Source organism: Tepidamorphus gemmatus, assembly GCF_004346195.1.
In the GTDB taxonomy this organism is placed as follows: domain Bacteria; phylum Pseudomonadota; class Alphaproteobacteria; order Rhizobiales; family Tepidamorphaceae; genus Tepidamorphus; species Tepidamorphus gemmatus.
Genome location: NZ_SMAK01000003.1, coordinates 301048 through 319078, shown reverse-complemented (window position 1 = coordinate 319078; position 18031 = coordinate 301048). Strand labels below are relative to the sequence as shown.

Annotated in this window: 16 protein-coding genes; 3 read left to right on the top strand and 13 right to left on the bottom strand. The window is 68.4% G+C overall.

From position 1 onward, the window contains the following. The first annotated feature begins 133 nt into the window (after positions 1-133). Genes fabA through fabI form a run of 3 tightly spaced genes read left to right on the top strand, consistent with a single transcriptional unit; the run spans position 134 to position 2793 of the window. Entirely contained in the window at positions 134-661 is a 528-nt protein-coding gene (gene fabA, locus EDC22_RS06895) for a 3-hydroxyacyl-[acyl-carrier-protein] dehydratase FabA (protein WP_132805876.1), read from the top strand. Between the two features lie 50 nt (positions 662-711). After that, a complete protein-coding gene (fabB, locus tag EDC22_RS06890; protein WP_132805875.1) occupies positions 712-1935 on the top strand; it encodes a beta-ketoacyl-ACP synthase I in 1224 nt (407 codons plus the stop codon). 27 nt (positions 1936-1962) lie between these two features. Next, complete coding sequence (gene fabI / locus EDC22_RS06885) at positions 1963-2793, top strand: enoyl-ACP reductase FabI (RefSeq protein ID WP_132805874.1); 831 nt, start codon at positions 1963-1965, stop codon at positions 2791-2793. Between the two features lie 21 nt (positions 2794-2814). Here the strand turns inward: fabI and EDC22_RS06880 are convergent, their stop codons facing one another. The 13 genes from EDC22_RS06880 to lnt form a co-directional block, all read right to left on the bottom strand. Beyond that, positions 2815-3798 carry a GGDEF domain-containing protein gene (locus EDC22_RS06880; RefSeq protein ID WP_132805873.1) on the bottom strand — a complete coding sequence of 328 codons (984 nt, stop codon included), beginning with the start codon at positions 3796-3798 and terminating at the stop codon, positions 2815-2817. 246 nt (positions 3799-4044) lie between these two features. Then, positions 4045-6171 (bottom strand): polyribonucleotide nucleotidyltransferase, encoded by a 2127-nt coding sequence (gene pnp, locus EDC22_RS06875; RefSeq protein ID WP_132805872.1) that lies wholly within the window; start codon positions 6169-6171, stop codon positions 4045-4047. 157 nt (positions 6172-6328) lie between these two features. Then, positions 6329-6598 (bottom strand): 30S ribosomal protein S15, encoded by a 270-nt coding sequence (gene rpsO, locus EDC22_RS06870; RefSeq protein ID WP_132805871.1) that lies wholly within the window; start codon positions 6596-6598, stop codon positions 6329-6331. A 36-nt stretch (positions 6599-6634) separates the two neighbouring features. After that, positions 6635-7561, bottom strand: coding sequence for a tRNA pseudouridine(55) synthase TruB (gene truB / locus EDC22_RS06865; RefSeq protein ID WP_132805870.1), 927 nt, complete (start codon positions 7559-7561; stop codon positions 6635-6637). Further along, the gene (gene rbfA / locus EDC22_RS06860) at positions 7561-7980 is read right to left on the bottom strand and encodes a 30S ribosome-binding factor RbfA (protein ID WP_132805869.1); all 420 of its coding nucleotides are present in this window, start codon (positions 7978-7980) and stop codon (positions 7561-7563) included. Before rbfA ends, truB begins: the two co-directional genes overlap by 1 nt. A 92-nt stretch (positions 7981-8072) precedes the next feature. After that, the gene (gene infB / locus EDC22_RS06855) at positions 8073-10667 is read right to left on the bottom strand and encodes a translation initiation factor IF-2 (protein ID WP_132805868.1); all 2595 of its coding nucleotides are present in this window, start codon (positions 10665-10667) and stop codon (positions 8073-8075) included. Continuing rightward, positions 10664-11398, bottom strand: coding sequence for an RNA-binding protein (locus tag EDC22_RS06850; protein WP_132805867.1), 735 nt, complete (start codon positions 11396-11398; stop codon positions 10664-10666). Before EDC22_RS06850 ends, infB begins: the two co-directional genes overlap by 4 nt. Next, on the bottom strand, positions 11382-13010 hold the full coding sequence (gene nusA, locus EDC22_RS06845) for a transcription termination factor NusA (RefSeq protein ID WP_132805866.1): 1629 nt from the start codon (positions 13008-13010) through the stop codon (positions 11382-11384). Before nusA ends, EDC22_RS06850 begins: the two co-directional genes overlap by 17 nt. Before the next feature lie 14 nt (positions 13011-13024). Further along, positions 13025-13585: a ribosome maturation factor RimP gene (gene rimP, locus EDC22_RS06840; RefSeq protein WP_132805865.1), complete on the bottom strand. Its 561-nt coding sequence runs from the start codon at positions 13583-13585 to the stop codon at positions 13025-13027. Positions 13586-13831: 246 nt separating this feature from the next. Continuing rightward, positions 13832-14536: a tRNA (guanine(46)-N(7))-methyltransferase TrmB gene (trmB, locus tag EDC22_RS06835; protein WP_132805864.1), complete on the bottom strand. Its 705-nt coding sequence runs from the start codon at positions 14534-14536 to the stop codon at positions 13832-13834. Next, the gene (gene metK / locus EDC22_RS06830) at positions 14529-15698 is read right to left on the bottom strand and encodes a methionine adenosyltransferase (protein WP_132805863.1); all 1170 of its coding nucleotides are present in this window, start codon (positions 15696-15698) and stop codon (positions 14529-14531) included. The genes trmB and metK overlap by 8 nt, the downstream gene beginning before the upstream one ends. Positions 15699-15818: 120 nt before the next feature. Further along, complete coding sequence (locus EDC22_RS06825) at positions 15819-16226, bottom strand: helix-turn-helix domain-containing protein (protein WP_132805862.1); 408 nt, start codon at positions 16224-16226, stop codon at positions 15819-15821. Positions 16227-16406: 180 nt separating this feature from the next. Continuing rightward, positions 16407-18029 (bottom strand): apolipoprotein N-acyltransferase, encoded by a 1623-nt coding sequence (lnt, locus tag EDC22_RS06820; protein WP_132805861.1) that lies wholly within the window; start codon positions 18027-18029, stop codon positions 16407-16409. Positions 18030-18031: the final 2 nt, after the last annotated feature.

Below are 18031 nucleotides of genomic sequence, written 5' to 3'. Positions count from 1 at the left end.
CATCCGCGCACTTTCGACACCGGGAAAGCTATGTTAGGTAGGCGACCGTGGACCGCCTCGGTCTGCCGAGCCGGCACGACGGAACCGATCGACGAACACTATCCAACGACACGAGAAGGGACGAACGAGGCGGATGACCGAACGCCGGTCCAGTTTCGAATTCGAGGAATTGCTTGCCTGCGGCCGCGGCGAACTGTTCGGCCCCGGCAATGCACAGCTGCCGTTGCCGCCGATGCTGATGTTCGATCGTATCTCCGCCATCGCCGAGGATGGCGGCGAGCACGGCAAGGGACATGTCCGTGCGGAGCTCGAGATCCGACCCGACCTGTGGTTCTTCGCTTGCCACTTCAAGGGCGATCCGGTGATGCCGGGCTGCCTCGGCCTCGACGCGCTCTGGCAGATGGTCGGCTTCTTCCTGGGCTGGCTCGGAGCGCCGGGGCGTGGCCGGGCGCTGGCAGTGGGCGAGGTGAAGTTCTCCGGCATGATCCTGCCGACCGCCCGGCTCGTCGAGTATGGCGTCGATCTGAAGCGGATCATCCGCCGCAAGCTGACGCTCGGCATCGCCGACGGGTGGCTGAAGGTGGACGGGCAGACCATATACCAGGCTCTGGACCTCAGGGTCGGCCTGTTCACATCCGAGACCGAAGGCGCCCCCGTCTAGGGCGCGCGGGCGGCCGGGCGGATGCCCGAACGAATGCAAGAGAGGCCCCTATGAGACGCGTGGTCGTGACCGGCATGGGTATCGTGTCGAGTATCGGCAACTCGGTCCAGGAGGTCGTGTCGTCGCTGCACGACGCGAAGTCGGGAATAGTGAAGGCCGACGACTATGAGCGGCTCGGATTCCGCTCGCGGGTTCACGGCGCCCCCTCGCTCGACGCCTCCCAGGTCATCGATCGCCGGGCGATGCGCTTTCACGGTGGCGGCACGGCCTGGAACCACGTGGCGATGGAGCAGGCGATCCGCGATTCCGGGCTGGAGGCGCACGAGGTCAGCAACGAGCGCACCGGCATCATCATGGGGTCCGGCGGCCCGTCGACGCGCACCCTGATCGAGGCGGCCGACCTCGCCCGCGAGAAGGGTCCTAAGCGCATCGGCCCGTTTGCGGTCCCCAAGGCGATGTCGTCGACGGCATCGGCCACGCTGGCGACCTGGTTCAAGATCAGGGGCGTCAATTATTCGATCTCCTCGGCCTGCGCGACGTCGGCGCACTGCATCGGCAATGCCGCCGAGCTGATCCAGTGGGGCAAGCAGGACATCATGTTCGCCGGCGGCTGCGAGGAGCTCGACTGGACGCTGTCGATGCTCTTCGACGCGATGGGGGCGATGTCGTCGAAGTACAACGACACGCCGGAGCGGGCGAGCCGCGCCTACGACGCCAACCGTGACGGCTTCGTCATCGCCGGCGGCGCCGGCGTGCTGGTGCTGGAGGAGCTGGAGCACGCCAAGGCACGCGGGGCGCGCATCTATGGCGAACTGAAGGGCTACGGCGCGACTTCGGACGGCTACGACATGGTTGCCCCGTCCGGCGAAGGCGGCGAGCGCTGCATGCGTCTGGCGCTGTCGACCGTCCGCGAGCCGATCGACTACATCAACCCGCACGCGACCTCGACGCCGGCCGGCGATGGCCCGGAGATCGAGGCGATCCGCAACATCTTCGGGACTGGCGACCGCTGCCCGCCGATCTCCGCCACGAAGTCGCTGACCGGGCATTCGCTCGGAGCGGCCGGCGTGCAGGAGGCGATCTACTCGCTGCTGATGATGCAGAACGGCTTCATCTGCGAGTCTGCCAACATCGAGGAGCTCGATCCCGCCTTCGCCGACATGCCGATCGTGCGCGAGCGCCGGGACGGGGTGGAGATCAATACCGTGCTGTCGAACAGCTTCGGCTTCGGCGGCACCAATGCCAGCCTGGTGTTCGGCCGGCACGACGGTTGACGGCGACAGGTTCGCGGGGAGGGGACGATGACCGACGCGCTGATGGCCGGACGACGCGGCCTGGTCATGGGCGTGGCCAATGATCATTCGATCGCCTGGGGCATCGCCCGGACGCTGGCCGCGCATGGCGCCGAGCTCGCCTTCACCTACCAGGGCGAGGCGTTCGGGCGGCGGGTGCGACCGCTGGCGCAGAGCCTCGGCGCCGATCTGGTCCTGCCCTGCGACGTCGAGCAGATCGAGACGGTGGACGCCGTGTTCGAGACGCTGCGGCAGCGCTGGTCCACCATCGATTTCGTCGTTCACGCGGTGGCCTTCTCCGACAAGTCGGAACTGAAGGGTCGTTATGCCGACACCAGCCGGTCCAACTTCGTGCGGACGATGGTGATCTCATGTTTCTCCTTCACCGAGATCACGCGGCGTGCCGCCGAACTGATGCCTGACGGCGGCAGCCTGCTGACGCTCACCTATGCCGGCTCGACGCGTGTGATGCCCAACTACAACGTGATGGGCGTCGCCAAGGCCGGCCTCGAGGCAAGCGTACGCTATCTGGCCGCCGACTACGGCCCTCAGGGCATCCGCGTCAACGCGATCTCGGCGGGTCCGGTTCGCACCCTTGCCGGCTCCGGCATCAACGACGCACGGCGCATGTACAATTTCCACAAGGCGCATGCACCGCTGCGGCGTGCCACCACGATCGACGATGTCGGCGGCGCCGCCCTCTATCTGCTGTCGCCACTGTCAGCGGGCGTCACCGGCGAGGTGCATTTCGTCGATTCGGGGTTCCACGTCATCTCGATGCCCAATCCCGAGAGACTTGCGGCGGCAGCCAACGGCGACACCGAATCCGCGTCGGGTTGACGCTGCCAAGACCCGTCCCGCTCAGTCGACCAGCCAGACGCGAGCCGGTCGCGCCGTCTCGCCGGTCTGCGCCAGCTCCGGCGGCGTCATGTCGTCGGCCTCGTCGATCGCCAGCCGGTAGGCGATGCGGTCGCGGCCGGCCCGCTTGGCATCGTAGAGTGCGCGATCGGCCCGCTCCAGCAGCACCTCGAAATGGCCGTCGGACTGATCGTGCACGGTGACGCCAAAGCTCGCGGTCACCGTCGCGCCGTCCAAGGCCGGCATCGGCAGGGCGGCGATGGTCGCCCGCAGCGTCTCCGCAAGGCGCAGCGCATCCGGCAGCGGCGTACGCGGCAGCAGGATGGCGAATTCCTCTCCACCCAGACGGGCCAGCGCATCGCCATCGCGCAGGCCGCGCGCTACGGCGCCGGCGACCAGGCGCAGCACCGCATCGCCGGCCGCATGTCCGAAGCTGTCGTTGACCGCCTTGAAGCGGTCGATGTCGAGCAGGATCACCGCCAGCGGCTCGCCGCGGCGGCGCGCCTCGCGCAGGTCCTGCGCACCGTGCCACAGGAACTTGCGCCGGTTGGCGAGGGCGGTCAGCGGGTCGGTCTCGGCATCGCGCAAGAGCTCGGCATGGGCCTGCTCCGAATCGACGATGATCTGCCGGATCTCGCTCATCAACCGCCCGATGTCGTCGCGCGGATCGATCCTGAGGTCCGGCAGACGACCATAGCGCGCATAGTCACGCAGCGCCTTGACCGAGCGACGCAGCGGTCTCAGGGAGGCACGGATGCAGAGCGCGGCGATACCGGTACCAAGGATGTTGGCGACAGCGACGATCGTTGCGGAGGTGGGCGCGAGCCGGCTTGGCCCGAACAGGCCGGCGCCAAGCGCAGCGGCCGCCGCGGCCGGTGCGAGGGACAGGATGGCCGCAGCGCCCATCAGCCGCGCCAGACGGCTGCCGGGGAGCAGCCGGACCCAGCGCGAGGCCGCGCGTGTGCCGGAAAGACGGCTGGAAGCCACCGGCGTTTCGACCGAGTCGAGCAAATCACCCTGTCCCTGATTGCTGCGGGCCCAGACCGGCCTTGCAGTCGGCGCAACCTTGCCGCGTACCGCCTTGCGGGCTCCTGAACGAACTCCCTAAAAGTTTCGCCACCCGGCAGCCTGGGGAAAACCTTCCACGGCGACGTCGGAGCCGGGCTGACCACAGAAAAGCCCGCGCCCGTTGATCCGGACGCGGGCCGAAGCCTGCGGGCAAGGTCGGTGCGATCAGGCGGCTTCGCCGCTCGAAATCTCCTCGCCGGTCTCCTGATCGACCATCTTCATCGACAGACGGACCTTGCCGCGCTCGTCGAAGCCGACCAGCTTGACATAGACCTCGTCGCCCTCCTTGACGACGTCGGTCACCTTCTCGGGGCGGCCCTTGGACAGCTGCGAGATATGGACGAGTCCATCGCGCGGGCCGAAGAAGTTCACGAAGGCGCCGAAGTCGACGACCTTGACGACCTTGCCGCGGTAGATGGCGCCGATCTCGGGCTCGGCGACGATCGACTTGATCCAGTCTAGCGCCGCCTTGATCGCCTTGCCGTCGGAGGAGGCGACCTTGATGGTGCCATCGTCGTTGATGTCGATCTTGGCGCCGGTCTTCTCGACGATCTCGCGGACGACCTTGCCGCCCGAGCCGATGACTTCGCGGATCTTGTCGACCGGGATGGTGATGACCTCGATGCGCGGCGCGTGCTCGCCGAGTTCCGGGCGGGCCGAGGTCAGCGCTTTCGACATCTCGCCGAGGATGTGGGCGCGGCCGTCATGGGCCTGTTCGAGGGCGACCCGCATGATCTCCTCGGTGATGCCGGCGACCTTGATGTCCATCTGCAGCGAGGTGATGCCGACCTCGGTGCCGGCGACCTTGAAGTCCATGTCGCCCAGGTGATCCTCGTCGCCGAGAATGTCGGACAGCACCGCGAACCGGCCGTCCTCCTCGAGAATCAGGCCCATGGCGATGCCCGACACCGGCCGGGCGATCGGCACGCCGGCATCCATCAGCGCCAACGAGGTGCCGCAGACGGTTGCCATGGACGAGGAGCCGTTCGACTCGGTGATCTCCGAGACGACTCGCAGCGTGTAGGGAAACTTGGCGTGGTCGGGCAGCACCGGATGGATCGCCCGCCAGGCCAGCTTGCCATGACCGATCTCGCGGCGGCCGGCGCCGCCCATGCGACCGGTCTCGCCGACCGAGAAGGGCGGGAAGTTGTAGTGGAGGAGGAAGGTCTCCTTGTAGGTCCCGGTCAGCGAGTCGACATACTGCTCGTCCTCGCCGGTGCCGAGCGTGGCGACCACCAGCGCCTGGGTTTCGCCGCGGGTAAACAGCGCCGAGCCGTGCGCGCGCGGCAGGATGCCGACCTCCGAGACGATCGGGCGGACCGTCTTCAGGTCGCGTCCGTCGATGCGGCGGCCGGTCTCGATGATCGAGCCGCGGACGATCTTCTTCTCGAGCTTCTTGAAGGCGTCGGCAACCTTGCCGCGATCGAGCGCCTCCTGCGAATCGGCCGGGCAGAGCGCCGCCATCACCTTCTCCCTGGCCGCGGCGACTGCGGCCTGGCGGTCGGTCTTGCCGGGAATCTTGTAGGCGGCAGCGAGGTCCGAGGCGATGATCTCGGCGACCTTCGCCTCGATCTCGGAATTGTCCTCGGGCTGGAAGTCGCGCGGCTCCTTGGCGGCGCGCTCGGCGAGGCGGATGATCGCATCGATCACCGGCTGGAAGCTGCGGTGGCCGAACATGACCGCCCCAAGCATCACCTCCTCGGAAAGCTCCTTTGCCTCGGATTCGACCATGAGCACGGCGTCGGCCGTGCCGGCGACGACCAGATCGAGCGCGGACTCCGGCATTTCGTCGATCTGCGGATTGAGCACGTACTCGCCATTGATGTAGCCGACGCGCGCACCGCCGATCGGGCCCATGAACGGCACGCCGGACAGGGTGAGGGCCGCGGAGGTGGCGACCATCGCAACGATGTCGGGGTCATTCTCCAGATCGTGGCTGAGCACCGTGACGATCACCTGCGTGTCACAGCGGAAGCCCTCGACGAACAGCGGACGGATCGGACGGTCGATCAGGCGGGAGACGAGCGTCTCCTTCTCGGTCGGACGGCCCTCGCGCTTGAAGTAGCCGCCCGGAATCTTGCCGGAGGCATAGAACTTCTCCTGGTAGTGGACGGTCAGCGGCAGGAAGTCGATGCCGGGCTTGGGCTCCTGATTGGCGACGACGGTGGCCAGCACGGTGGTGTCGCCGTAGCGGGCGAGCACGGCGCCATCGGCCTGGCGGGCCATCTTGCCGGTCTCGAGGACGAGCGTGCGCCCGCCCCATTCGAGTTCTTCACGCTGGATATCGAACATGTGTCATGCCTCATGGCTCTGGCGGACCGCAGAGCGAGCCATGGGCAAGATGGCGAGGCGTTCCGATGATGCCCGAAACGTCCGGCTATCCTCCCCATGGCCACCGGGGCCCGCGTGGATATGCGCGGCGACGCTCATCGTCGCCGCGCGGCAACGGTCAGCGGCGGATGCCGAGACGCGTGATAAGATCCCGGTAGCGCGCCTCGTCCTTCGCCTTGACGTAGTCGAGGAGGCTGCGCCGCTGGCTGACGAGTTTCAGCAGCCCGCGCCGGGAATGGTTGTCCTTCTTGTGGGTCTTGAAATGCTCGGTGAGGTTGGCGATCCGTTCGGTGAGAATCGCGACCTGCACCTCCGGCGAGCCGGTATCGGCCGCGCCCCTGGCATATTCCTTGATCAGCTGCTGCTTGCGTTCCGCGGTGATGGACATCGCGACATCGTCTCCGAAATATCATGGGCCCGGCGTTCAGCCGGGCAGGTTGAACACGCGCCGGGGGTGCAGTTCGCCGCGGTCCGCCTCGACCAGGGCCACGAGTCGTCCGCGCGTCGTGGTGTAGGCAGGGCCGCTCAGCACGGGAGCATCCCGCCCGCGCAGCAAGACCGGCTGACCATTTCGCAGCCGGGTCGCGTCAGACTGGCTTATGGCCAGCGCCGGGATGTCGTCCAGCGCGGTCTCCACCGGTCGCAACGCGTCGACCGGAGGATCCCGGTCGGGGGTCCTATCGCACAACTCCTGCAACTTATCCAGCGAAATCATGTCGTCCTCGCCGAACGGGCCGACGGCCAGCCGGCGCAGCGCCGAGACATGGCCGTACCCGCCGAGCGCCCGGGCAATGTCGCGGGCGAGCGAGCGGACATAGGTTCCCTTGCCGCATTCGCATTCGAACTCCGTCTCGCGGTCGCGCGTCGGCCCGGTGCGGGCGAGGGAGAGCACCTCCACGTGGCGCGGTGCCAGCTCCACCGCCTCGCCGCCGCGGGCGAGATCGTAGGCCCGTTCGCCGTCGATCTTGATCGCCGAGAAGCGCGGCGGTACCTGCTCGATCAGGCCGATGAAGCGCGGCAGGACGGCGTCGATCGCCGCATCGGCCGGCCTCAAGTCCGAGGTGGCGATGACGCGGCCCTCGCTGTCATCGGTGTCGGTCTCGGCGCCCCAGCGGACGGTGAACCGATAGACCTTCAGCCCGTCGACAACGAAGGGGACCGTCTTCGTCGCCTCGCCGAGCGCGACCGGCAGACAGCCCGAGGCCAGCGGATCGAGAGTGCCGGCATGGCCGGCCTTGCGGGTGCGGAACAGGCGCTTGATGCGCCCGACCGCCTGGGTCGAGGTCATGCCGACCGGCTTGTCGAGGACAACCCAGCCGTGCAGATCAGTCTGGCGAGCGCGCCGGCCCATCAGTCGCCGTTCTCCTGCGGTCGCAGATCGCGGACGACCTCAGGCGTGCGCAGCAGCCGATCGACGTGATCGGCCGCATCGAAGGTGCGGTCGATCTCGAAGCGCAGATCGGGCATGAACTTCAGCGTCACCTTGCGGGCAAGCTGGCCGCGCAGGTAGCGGGCATGGCGATCGAGCGCGGCGACGACCTCGCCGACGTGCCGGCCGCCGAGCGGCATGACATAGACAGTGGCGTGCTTCAGGTCCGGCGAAACCCGGACCTCGGGCACGGTGACGGCGACGGCTTCGAGCATGGGATCGGCGACGTCGCCGCGCTGCAGGATCTCCGCCAGCGCGTGGCGCAACATCTCGCCGACCCGCAGCTGACGCTGGCTCGGTCCGGTGCCATGGCCCCGCCGGGCGCTACGGCCTTGCTGCATGGCGCGCCCCTTCAGGTTGCTTCGACTTCATCCGGGTCACTCCGTGGGCGGGTGCGGGATCGGACCGCACCGCCCTCACCCGACCAGCAGGATCACAGCGTGCGCTGGATCTCCTCGACCCGATAGCACTCGATGATGTCGCCGGGCCGCATGTCCTGATAGTTCTCGAAGGCCATGCCGCATTCCTGTCCGGCCTGCACCTCGCGGACCTCGTCCTTGAAGCGCTTCAGGGTCGACAGCTTGCCCTCGTGGATCACCACGTCGTCGCGGATCAGCCGGACATGGGCGCCGCGCTGGACAACGCCGTCGGTGACGCGGCAGCCGGCGACCTTGCCGACCTTGGAGATGTTGAACACCTCGAGGATCAGCGCGTTGCCGAGCATCTCCTCGCGCAGCGTCGGCGCCAGCAGGCCGGACATCGCCTGCTTCACGTCGTCCACGAGGTTGTAGATGATGTTATAGTACCGGATCTCGACGCCGTCGCGCTCCGCCGCCTCGCGCGCCTGACGGTTGGCGCGGACGTTGAAGCCGATGATCACGGCGCCGGAAGCGGCCGCCAGCGTCACATCGGATTCGGTGATTCCGCCGACACCGCCCGACAGAACGCGTGCCGCCACCTCGTCGGTGCCAAGCTTGTCGAGCGCGCCGATGATCGCCTCGACCGAGCCCTGCACGTCAGCCTTGACGACCAGCGGAATCTCCTTGCGGCCCTGCTCCTTGAGCTGCGACATCATCTGCTCGAGCGAGGTCTTGGCGCCGACGCCGCGGGCGTGCTGGCGCTCGCGCTTCTTGCGCTGGCGGTAGGCGGCGATCTCGCGGGCACGGGCCTCCGAATCGACCACCGCGAAGCGGTCGCCCGCTTCCGGCGTTCCGTCGAGGCCGAGCACCTCCACCGGCGTTGCCGGCCCGGCGCTGTCGACATTGTCTCCCTTGTCGTCGATCAGCGCACGCACCTTGCCCCACTCGGCGCCGCACACCAGCACGTCGCCGACTTTCAGCGTGCCGCGCTGGACGAGCACGGTTCCGACCGGGCCGCGGCCCCTGTCGAGCTTGGCCTCGACAACCACGCCCTCGGCGGGACGGTTCGGGTTGGCCTTCAGCTCGAGAACCTCGGCCTGCAGATGAATCGCCTCGAGCAGCTTGTCGAGATTCATCCGCTTCAGCGCCGAGACCTCCACTTCCAGCGTCTCGCCGCCCAACGATTCGACGACGATCTCGTAGCGCAGCAGATCGTTGCGGACGCGGCCCGGATCGGCGTCCGGCTTGTCCATCTTGTTGATCGCCACGATGATCGGCACGTTCGCGGCGCGGGCGTGATTGATCGCCTCGACGGTCTGCGGCATCACGCCGTCATCGGCGGCAACCACCAGCACGACGATGTCGGTCACCTTGGCGCCGCGGGCACGCATCGAGGTGAAGGCCGCGTGGCCCGGCGTATCGATGAAGGTGATGACGTCGCCGGACGGCGTGCGCGCCTGGTAGGCGCCGATGTGCTGGGTGATGCCGCCGGCCTCGCCGGCCACCACGTTCGTCTCCCGCAGGGCATCGAGCAACGACGTCTTGCCGTGATCGACATGGCCCATGATGGTGACGACGGGCGGGCGCGGTACGAGATCGGCCGGATCGTCAGGCTCGCCGTACAGGCCTTCCTCGACATCCGCTTCCGACACGCGCTTGACCGTATGGCCAAGCTCGTTGGCGATGAGCTCGGCGGTGTCGGCGTCGATGACGTCGTTGATCTTGAGCATCTGCCCCTGCTGCATCAGCAGCTTGATGACGTCGACGGCGCGCTCGGCCATGCGGTTGGCGAGCTCCTGGATGGTGATCGTCTCGGGCAGGACCACCTCTCGGGCGATCTTCTCGCCGGGCTCGCGCATTCCGTGAGCGCGCTTGTCGCGCTCGCGGCGGCGGCGGATGGCAGCAAGCGAGCGGCTGCGCTCGTCGTCGTTGAGGGCGTTGGTGATCGTCAGCCGGCCGCGGCGGCGCTCCTCGCCGCGCCGCACCGGCTTGACTTCGGCAGCAGCCTTGCGCTTGGCGCGGCCGGCCTCGGTGTCGTCATCGACGACCTTCTCGTCGCGGCGTGCCGGCGGCGCGGCTGGCGCAGCCGGCGCGCGCCGCGCAGCGGCTTCTGCCGGGGCCGCGGGCGCGGCCGGCTCGGCCAGCCGGCTCGATGCCGAAGTCTCGGCGCGCTGGCGGGCTTCCTCGTCGAGGCGGCGGCGCTCCTCCTCGGCGGCGCGGCGGCGCTCGGCCTCCTCGCGCTCGGCCCTGAGGCGCTCCTCCTCCTCGGCACGGCGCCTTGCCTCGATCTCGGCCTGACGGCGTTCCTCCTCCTCGCGGAGGCGGGCTTCCGCGAGCGCCTGCGCGCGGGCGTCCTTTTCCTCACTGGTCAGCGTGCGCAGCACCACGCCGGCGCGTCCGGCCGGCTGCGGGCGCGGCGCTGCCGGACGCGGTTCGGGTGCAGGCGCCGCGGCCTTGAGTGGCGTCGCTGCGGCCGCCTTCTCCGCTGCCTGCGGCTCGTCCTGGCCGAGGATGGTGCGGCGCTTCTTCTTCTCGACGACAACCTGCTTCGACCGGCCGCGCGGGAAGTTCTGCCGGACCGTGCCGGACTCGACCGTTCGGCGCAGGCTCAGCGTCTTGCGCCCACCCAGCGAGAGCGTCTTGTCGTCTGGCTGCTTCGTGTCGGTCATTCCGTCCTTCCTGCGAATCCGGGTCGATGCGCGCGCCCGTCCGGCGTCGATCCGGTCATGTACGTCTCGTATCGTCGACAGCGCGCAATCGCCGCGCCGCTCGCGCCGCCCGTATCGAGGGCAGCATGTACCACATTCGCCCGCCCCAACGCCAAACCCAATTCCGCCGAGGTGAATACTCGGCAAACGGGCGGGACCTTACCGCCGGCATGGGCGGCCTGATCGAGCTTGCGCACCCCGTCGGCCGCAGCGTCCGAAGCGTGCAGCAGCAGCGCCACCGACCCCCGCCGCAGCCGCGCATCGACCTCGGCGAAGCCGAGCGCCAGGCGACCCGCCTTGCGCTCCAGGCCGAGCGCACCGAGCGCCGACTGGCGCAGCTGGCTGCCGACCAACTCGGCCAGATCCTCTCCGGCCCGCGCCTCGGCGCGGAACGCGCGCCCGAACATCCGCTTGCGCACCGCTTCGGCGACCAGCTCACGCCGCGCCGTGACCCAGACTCCTCGGCCCGGGAGCCGCTGGCGGATGTCCGGCACCACAGCGCCGTCCGGACCCAGCACGAATCGCACCAGCTCGCCGACCGGCAGGCTGCGGCGCGTCACGATGCAGCGCCGCAGCGGCGCGCGGTCGCGCGGACCCCGGTCGGCGACGGCCTCGCCGGTCGACCGGTCCGCCGCCGCGACGTCGGGGTCCGCCGCCGCGAGGCCATCCGGTCGGTCAGACGTTCCCGTCAGCCGCGGCCTCCTCGCCTTCGCCGCCGTCAGCCTCCGCCGACCGCATCGCCGCGCGTTCCTCCTCGGTGATCCAGCCGGCCTTGACGCGGGCCGCCATGATGATCGCCTCGGCTTCCTCGCGCGACAGCTCGAAGCCGTCGAGATAGCCCGGGTAGCGCCTGGTCTCCCCGTCGACGCGTTCGGTCCATCCGACCAGATCGTCGGTGGCGCAGCCGGCGAGATCGTCCAGCGTCTTGACGCCGTTCTCGCCGAGCGCGACCAGCATGGCCGTGGTCAGGCCGTCGATCCCGACGAGGGAATCCTCGACGCCAAGCTCGCGGCGCTTGGCGGTCAGTTCCTTCTCGATCCGCTCCAGATGCTCGCGCGCCCGCGTCTGGATCTCGACGGCCGTCTCCTCGTCGAACCCCTCGATGTCGGCGATCTCGTCGATCGGTACCAGCGCGACCTCCTCGACGCTCGAGAAGCCCTCCGAGGAGAGCAGCTGGCCGACCACCTCGTCGACGTCGAGTGCCTCCATGAACATCTCGGTGCGCTCGGCGAATTCCTTCTGCCGGCGCTCGGATTCCTCCGCCTCGGTCAGAATGTCGATATCCCAGCCGGTGAGCTGCGAGGCGAGCCTGACATTCTGGCCGCGCCGGCCGATGGCGAGCGAGAGCTGATCGTCGGGCACCACGACCTCGATGCGCTCGGCATCCTCGTCGAGCACAACCTTGACCACCTCGGCAGGCTGCAGCGCGTTGACGATGAAGGTTGCCGCGTCGGGCGACCACGGAATGATGTCGATCTTCTCGCCCTGCAGCTCGTTGACCACCGCCTGGACGCGACTGCCGCGCATGCCGACGCAGGCACCGACCGGATCGATCGAGGAATCCCGCGAGATCACCGCGATCTTGGCGCGCGAGCCGGGATCGCGGGCAACCGACTTGATCTCGATGATGTTGTCGTAGATCTCCGGCACTTCCTGGGCGAACAGCTTCGCCATGAACTGCGGATGGGTGCGTGAGAGAAAGATCTGCGGACCGCGCTGCTCGGAGCGCACGTCATAGATGTAGGCGCGCACCCGGTCGCCCGGACGGTAGTTCTCGCGCGGAATCAGTTCGTCGCGGCGGATGATCGCCTCGGCACGGCCGAGATCGACGATCACATTGCCATACTCGACACGCTTGACCACGCCGTTGACGATCTCGCCGATGCGATCCTTGAACTCCTCATACTGACGCAGACGCTCGGCCTCGCGCACCTTCTGGACGATGACCTGCTTGGCCGACTGGGCGGCGATGCGACCGAAGTCGAGCGGCGGCAGCGGTTCGGCGATGAAGTCGCCGACCTGGGCGGCGGGGTTGCGCTCGCGCGCCTCGGCGAGGCTGATCTGGGTGGCCGGCAGCTCGACCGTCTCGACCACCTCGCGCAGGCGCGACAGCCGCATCTCGCCCGTCTTGGGGTTGATCTCGGCCTTAATGTTGGTCTCGCTGCCATAGCGCGAGCGCGCCGCCTTCTGGATGGCATCCTCCATCGCGGCGATGACGATCTGGCGATCGATCACCTTCTCGCGCGCAACCGCGTCCGCGATCTGCAGAAGCTCCAGCCTGTTGGCACTAACTGCCGTCGCCATAAGCGTCTCCGTTGTTAGCCGTGCGCGGGTTCGCCGGCGGATTTGCGCCGCGCCTTGTTCGCCCTCAGCGCCGCGGTCACCAGGTCGTCAGTGAGCACCAGCCGAGCCTCGGCGATGTCCGCCAGAGGTACCGCCGCGACCTCCCCCTCCGGCTGCTCGAGCAGCGCCACCCTGACCGTCTCGCCGTCGAGCCCGGCAATGCGGCCGCGAAACCGCTTGCGCCCGTCCAGGGCGACGGCAAGCTCGATCTTCGCCTCGTGCCCGGCCCAGCGCTCGAAATCCGAACGCCGCACCAGCGGGCGGTCGATGCCGGGGGAGGAGATCTCCAGGTTGTAGGCCCGGTCGATCGGATCCTCCACGTCGAGCACAGGCGACAGTGCGCGCGACAGATCGGCGCAATCGTCGACCGACATCTCGCCGTCCGGACGCTCGGCCATCACCTGCACGGTGCAGCCGTCGCGACCGCTGATCTTGACGCGCACCAGCCGGAAGCCGAGATCGCGGGCGACCGGCTCGGCGATGGCGGCGACCCGGGCCGCGAGTCCGCTCTCGCGCACGATGCGCGGCTCGTCCATGCCATCCTCAGGCGCTTGGGTCGGCTCGCGGCCCTGCATCGGTTCGGTCTTCGCCAGGACTCTTCTACTAACTAACGGCCAACGGAGCGGGCCCCGCAGGAACCCACTCTCAATCGGTCATCGACGTCATGAGAAGGAATTGACGCAACAGATATACGCCGGGCGGCGGAAACGCAAGCCGAACCGCAACAAAAGGCGTGACCGCCGCCCGGCCGGGGGCAGCGGCGGCGCATCCGGCAGCTGCGATCAGCGGCGCCGGAAGGTCAGGTAGCAGGGCCTGCGACCGGCGGCGATCGCCTTCTGCTCGTAGCGGGTGCCGGGCCAGGGCTGCCACGGCGTGCGCCAGTCGTCCGCGCGGCGGGCGGTCCAGTCGAAGTCCGGGCTGGCCGCGATGCGCCGCAACGCCCAGTCGGCATAATCGGCAATGTCGGTGGCAAAGCGCAGCTCGGCGCCCGGTTTCATGACCCGGGCGAGCGCGGCAAGCGTGTCGGCGGAAATGAAGCGGCGCTTGCGGTGCCGCGCCTTCGGCCAGGGGTCGGGATAGAGCAGCCATACCCGGTCGAGCGACGCCGGTACCAGCCAGTCGATCACCGCGCGGGCATCGTCATCGTGGATGAGAATGTTGGAAAGACCGCGCGCCTCGATCTCCGCCAGCAGCCTAGCGACGCCGTTGACGAACGGCTCGCAGCCGATGAAGCCGGTGCGCGGCGCGGCCGCGGCACGGAAGACGAGATGCTCCGCGCCGCCGAAGCCGATCTCGAGCTCCAGCGCCTCGACCGGCGCGTCGAACAGCCGGCGCGGATCGGCCGGACACGGTGCGCCGAGCGGCACCCGCAGGCGGGGCAGCGCCTCCTCGACCAGCCTTGCGCGGCGCGGCCGCAGCCGGTGGCCCTTGTGCCGTCCGTAGAGGAGCCGCCGGGCCGGGCCGGCGGGAGCTGACCGCTCAGGCAAGGGCGCGCTTCAGCTCATCGACGAGGTCCGTCTTTTCCCAGGAGAAGCCGCCGTCGGGCTCGGGCTGGCGGCCAAAATGGCCATAGGCCGCGGTGCGCGCATAGATCGGGCGGTTGAGCTTGAGATGCTCGCGGATGCCGCGCGGCGACAGATTGACCAGCTCGGGCAGGATCTTCTCGAGCTTCGCCTCGTCGACGCGCGCGGTGCCGTGGCAGTCGACATAGACCGACAGCGGCTTCGATACGCCGATCGCATAGGAGACCTGGATGGTGCAGCGATCGGCGAGATCGGCAGCCACGACGTTCTTCGCCAGGTAGCGGCAGGCATAGGCAGCCGAGCGGTCGACCTTGGTCGGGTCCTTGCCGGAGAAGGCGCCGCCGCCGTGCGGCGCCGCACCGCCATAGGTGTCGACGATGATCTTGCGGCCGGTGAGGCCGGTGTCGCCGTCCGGCCCGCCGATGACGAACTTGCCGGTCGGATTGACGTAGAATTCCTCCTCGGGGCACATCCAGCCCTCGGGCAGCACCTCGAGCACGTAGGGGCGGACGATCTCGCGCACCTGGTCGGTCGAAAGGTCGGCGTCATGCTGGGTGGAGACCACGACCGAGGTGGCCGCCACCGGCTTGCCGCCGACATAGCGCAGCGTCACCTGACTCTTGGAATCGGGCTCCAGGCCGGGCTGGGCTCCGGAATGGCGCGCCTCGGCCAGCGCCTTGAGGATGTGATGGGCGTAGTAGATCGGCGCCGGCATCAGTGCCGGCGTCTCCTTGCAGGCATAGCCGAACATGATGCCCTGGTCGCCGGCCCCCTCGTCCTTGTTGCCGGCGGCATCGACACCCCGGGCAATGTCGGCCGACTGGGCGTGGACATAGACCTCGACCTTGGCGTTCTTCCAGTGGAACCCTGCCTGCTCGTAGCCGATCTCCTTGACCGCGTGTCGGGCGATCTCCTCGAGATGGTCGGGTGTGATCGTGTCGGGTCCGCGCACCTCGCCGGCCAGCACGATGCGATTGGTCGTCACCAGCGTCTCGACCGCAACACGTGCATCCGGCTGGGCGGCGAGATAGGCATCGACCACGGCGTCCGATATCCGGTCGCAGACCTTGTCAGGATGACCCTCGGATACGGATTCGCTGGTGAACAGGTAGTCGCTGCGTGCCACGGTCGGATTCTCCCTCATCTGGCCGCCGGAGCGTCGAGCCGCTAGCAAGGGCGCCCGCCGGGGCGGGCGCCCTTGTGACAGCCAACGCTTCCAGCGTCAAGGACCGCAGCAGGGATGTGGCTAGCTTTCGCTCTCCTCCGAAACCGCCTGGACGAGTTCCACCACCTTGCGGCGCACCTTCGGATCGGCGATCCGCAGGAACGCCTTGTTGAGCTGAAGCCCCTCGGCACCGGAGATGAAGTCGACGACGAAACGTTCGGATTCGGTCTCGCCGAAGCCCTCGCGGGGCTGCGCGGCTCCCGGCGCGTCCTCGTAGAAGAAGGAGACCGGCACGCCCAGGATCTGGCCAATGTGATAGAGGCGGCTGGCGCCGATCCGGTTGATGCCCTTCTCGTATTTCTGCACTTGCTGGAAGGTTATGCCGAGTTGCTCGGCGAGCTTCTCCTGGCTCATTCCGATCAGCACGCGGCGAAGCCTGACACGGCTGCCGACATGAACGTCTATGGGATTGGGTGCCTTACGACTCATCTTGTTTGACTGCGTTTTGTCTGCGTTGTGGGTGCCGCCACGAGGCGGTCGGGTCCGGTTTCTGATTGATGCCGCTGCCGTTGCGGCGAGCGGGGTCTGGGTTGCAGATGCGACTCTACGTCAATTCGCTGACGGCAGGAACCGCCGCGACGTCTACTCGCACCTATTGAGCAGGCTAAATTATTCAACCGGAATCGCAAACCCTTGTTTGCGCGGAAACGGCATAAACGCGAACAAGGCAAAGGCTGCCAAACCTGAGATCACAAATATGTTGCCCCAGACGGAACAGATCGTCGGCGGCAGCGGACGGGGTAGTGCGCTGTCGATCACGCCCCTGACGCCGAGATCGAGCCGGCGCTGCATCCGGCCGTACGGGTCGATCACCGCGGAGATGCCGGTATTGGCGGCCCGAACCAGCGGCAGGCCCTCCTCCACGGCGCGAATCCGTGCCTGGCGCAGGTGCTGCCAGGGCCCGGCCGTATTGCCGAACCAGCCGTCGTTGGTCACGTTGAGGATCCAGCCCGGCCGCTCCCCGGGTGGCACCACCGCGCCGGGAAAGATCGCCTCGTAGCAGACCAGCGGGACGAAGCGGGGAGCGGGTCCGGCCTGCATGGTACGCGCCACCGCACCTGCCGTGAAGCCGCCGGCGACCCGGGTCAGAGGCTCCAGTCCGATCGACTCGAGCAGTTCGGCGAACGGCAGGAACTCGCCGAACGGCACGAGCCGCACCTTGTCGTAGGCATCGACGATGGTGCCGGCGTGATCGACCACCAGGATACTGTTGTACAGGCGATAGCCCTGTGGCACCGAGGGGTCGCGCTCGATGCGCTGCATGCCGGTGACCAGCGTGGTCCTGTCCGGCAGCAGCGCCGCGATGGCCGGCAGGGCTGCCGGCTCCATCTCGAACAGGAAGGGCAGCGCCGACTCCGGCCAGATCAGGATATCGATGTCGGCGATGCCCATGGTGTCGGGCGAGGTCGCGACATCGCTGAGCGCCAGATAGTCCGCAAAGATCTCGTTGCGATGCTCCGGCAGCCATTTCCGCGACTGCTCGATGGCCGGCTGGACGATGCGCAGCCGCAGCCCGTCGACCATGGCAACATCGGCCCGGGCGAGACGCCAGGTGCCGAATCCGGCAAGGCCGGCAAGGATCGCCAGTGCGGCGACGGGCAGGCCAGCGCGCGCGAGGCGGCCACCCGACCCCACCAGCGCGGCAGGGCTGGCAAAGACGAACCCGGCGAGCACCGTCAGTCCGTAGACCCCGATCAGGCTCGCCGCCTGCATCATCGCCGGGGTGACGGCCAGCGCATAGCCGAACAGGTTCCACGGAAAGCCGGTCAGCACATGGCCGCGGGCGATGTCGGCGAGGGCAAGGCCGAGCGCGAAGGCGAAGATGCGCCGCGGTCCCTCGCGCCACAGGAGCCGCGCCAGCGCCATGCCGGCGGCGGTGAACAGGGCGAGGCCGGCCGGCAGCGCCGCGACCGCGAACGGCATCATCCAGCCGAACACGTCGGCATCGACGAGGAAGGCGCGGCCGATCCACCAGAGCCCGGCGAGGAAATAGCCGAAGCCGAAGCACCAGCCCACCCCGGCGGCCGCCAGGACGGCACCGAGCCGTCCGGTTCGGGCGGTGGCGACAGTGCCGTCGATCAGCCAGACCAGCACCGGGAAGGTGAGGAACAGGATCGGAAACAGGTCGTAGGGCGGCATCGCCAGCGCCGAGGCACCGCCCGCCACCAGCGCGATGAGTGCCCGTCGCCAGCCCCAAGAGACGGTGAACCGGCTGGCAATCCCCTCGAGCACGG

Coding starts and splice junctions, on each gene's coding strand:
- EDC22_RS06825 (WP_132805862.1), bottom strand. CDS start 16,226: ATGAGTCGTAAGGCACCCAATCCCATAGACGTTCATGTCGGCAGCCGT.
- nusA (WP_132805866.1), bottom strand. CDS start 13,010: ATGGCGACGGCAGTTAGTGCCAACAGGCTGGAGCTTCTGCAGATCGCG.
- truB (WP_132805870.1), bottom strand. CDS start 7,561: ATGGGCCGGCGCGCTCGCCAGACTGATCTGCACGGCTGGGTTGTCCTC.
- infB (WP_132805868.1), bottom strand. CDS start 10,667: ATGACCGACACGAAGCAGCCAGACGACAAGACGCTCTCGCTGGGTGGG.
- fabI (WP_132805874.1), top strand. CDS start 1,963: ATGACCGACGCGCTGATGGCCGGACGACGCGGCCTGGTCATGGGCGTG.
- rpsO (WP_132805871.1), bottom strand. CDS start 6,598: ATGTCCATCACCGCGGAACGCAAGCAGCAGCTGATCAAGGAATATGCC.
- fabB (WP_132805875.1), top strand. CDS start 712: ATGAGACGCGTGGTCGTGACCGGCATGGGTATCGTGTCGAGTATCGGC.
- fabA (WP_132805876.1), top strand. CDS start 134: ATGACCGAACGCCGGTCCAGTTTCGAATTCGAGGAATTGCTTGCCTGC.
- rimP (WP_132805865.1), bottom strand. CDS start 13,585: ATGGACGAGCCGCGCATCGTGCGCGAGAGCGGACTCGCGGCCCGGGTC.
- pnp (WP_132805872.1), bottom strand. CDS start 6,171: ATGTTCGATATCCAGCGTGAAGAACTCGAATGGGGCGGGCGCACGCTC.
- rbfA (WP_132805869.1), bottom strand. CDS start 7,980: ATGCAGCAAGGCCGTAGCGCCCGGCGGGGCCATGGCACCGGACCGAGC.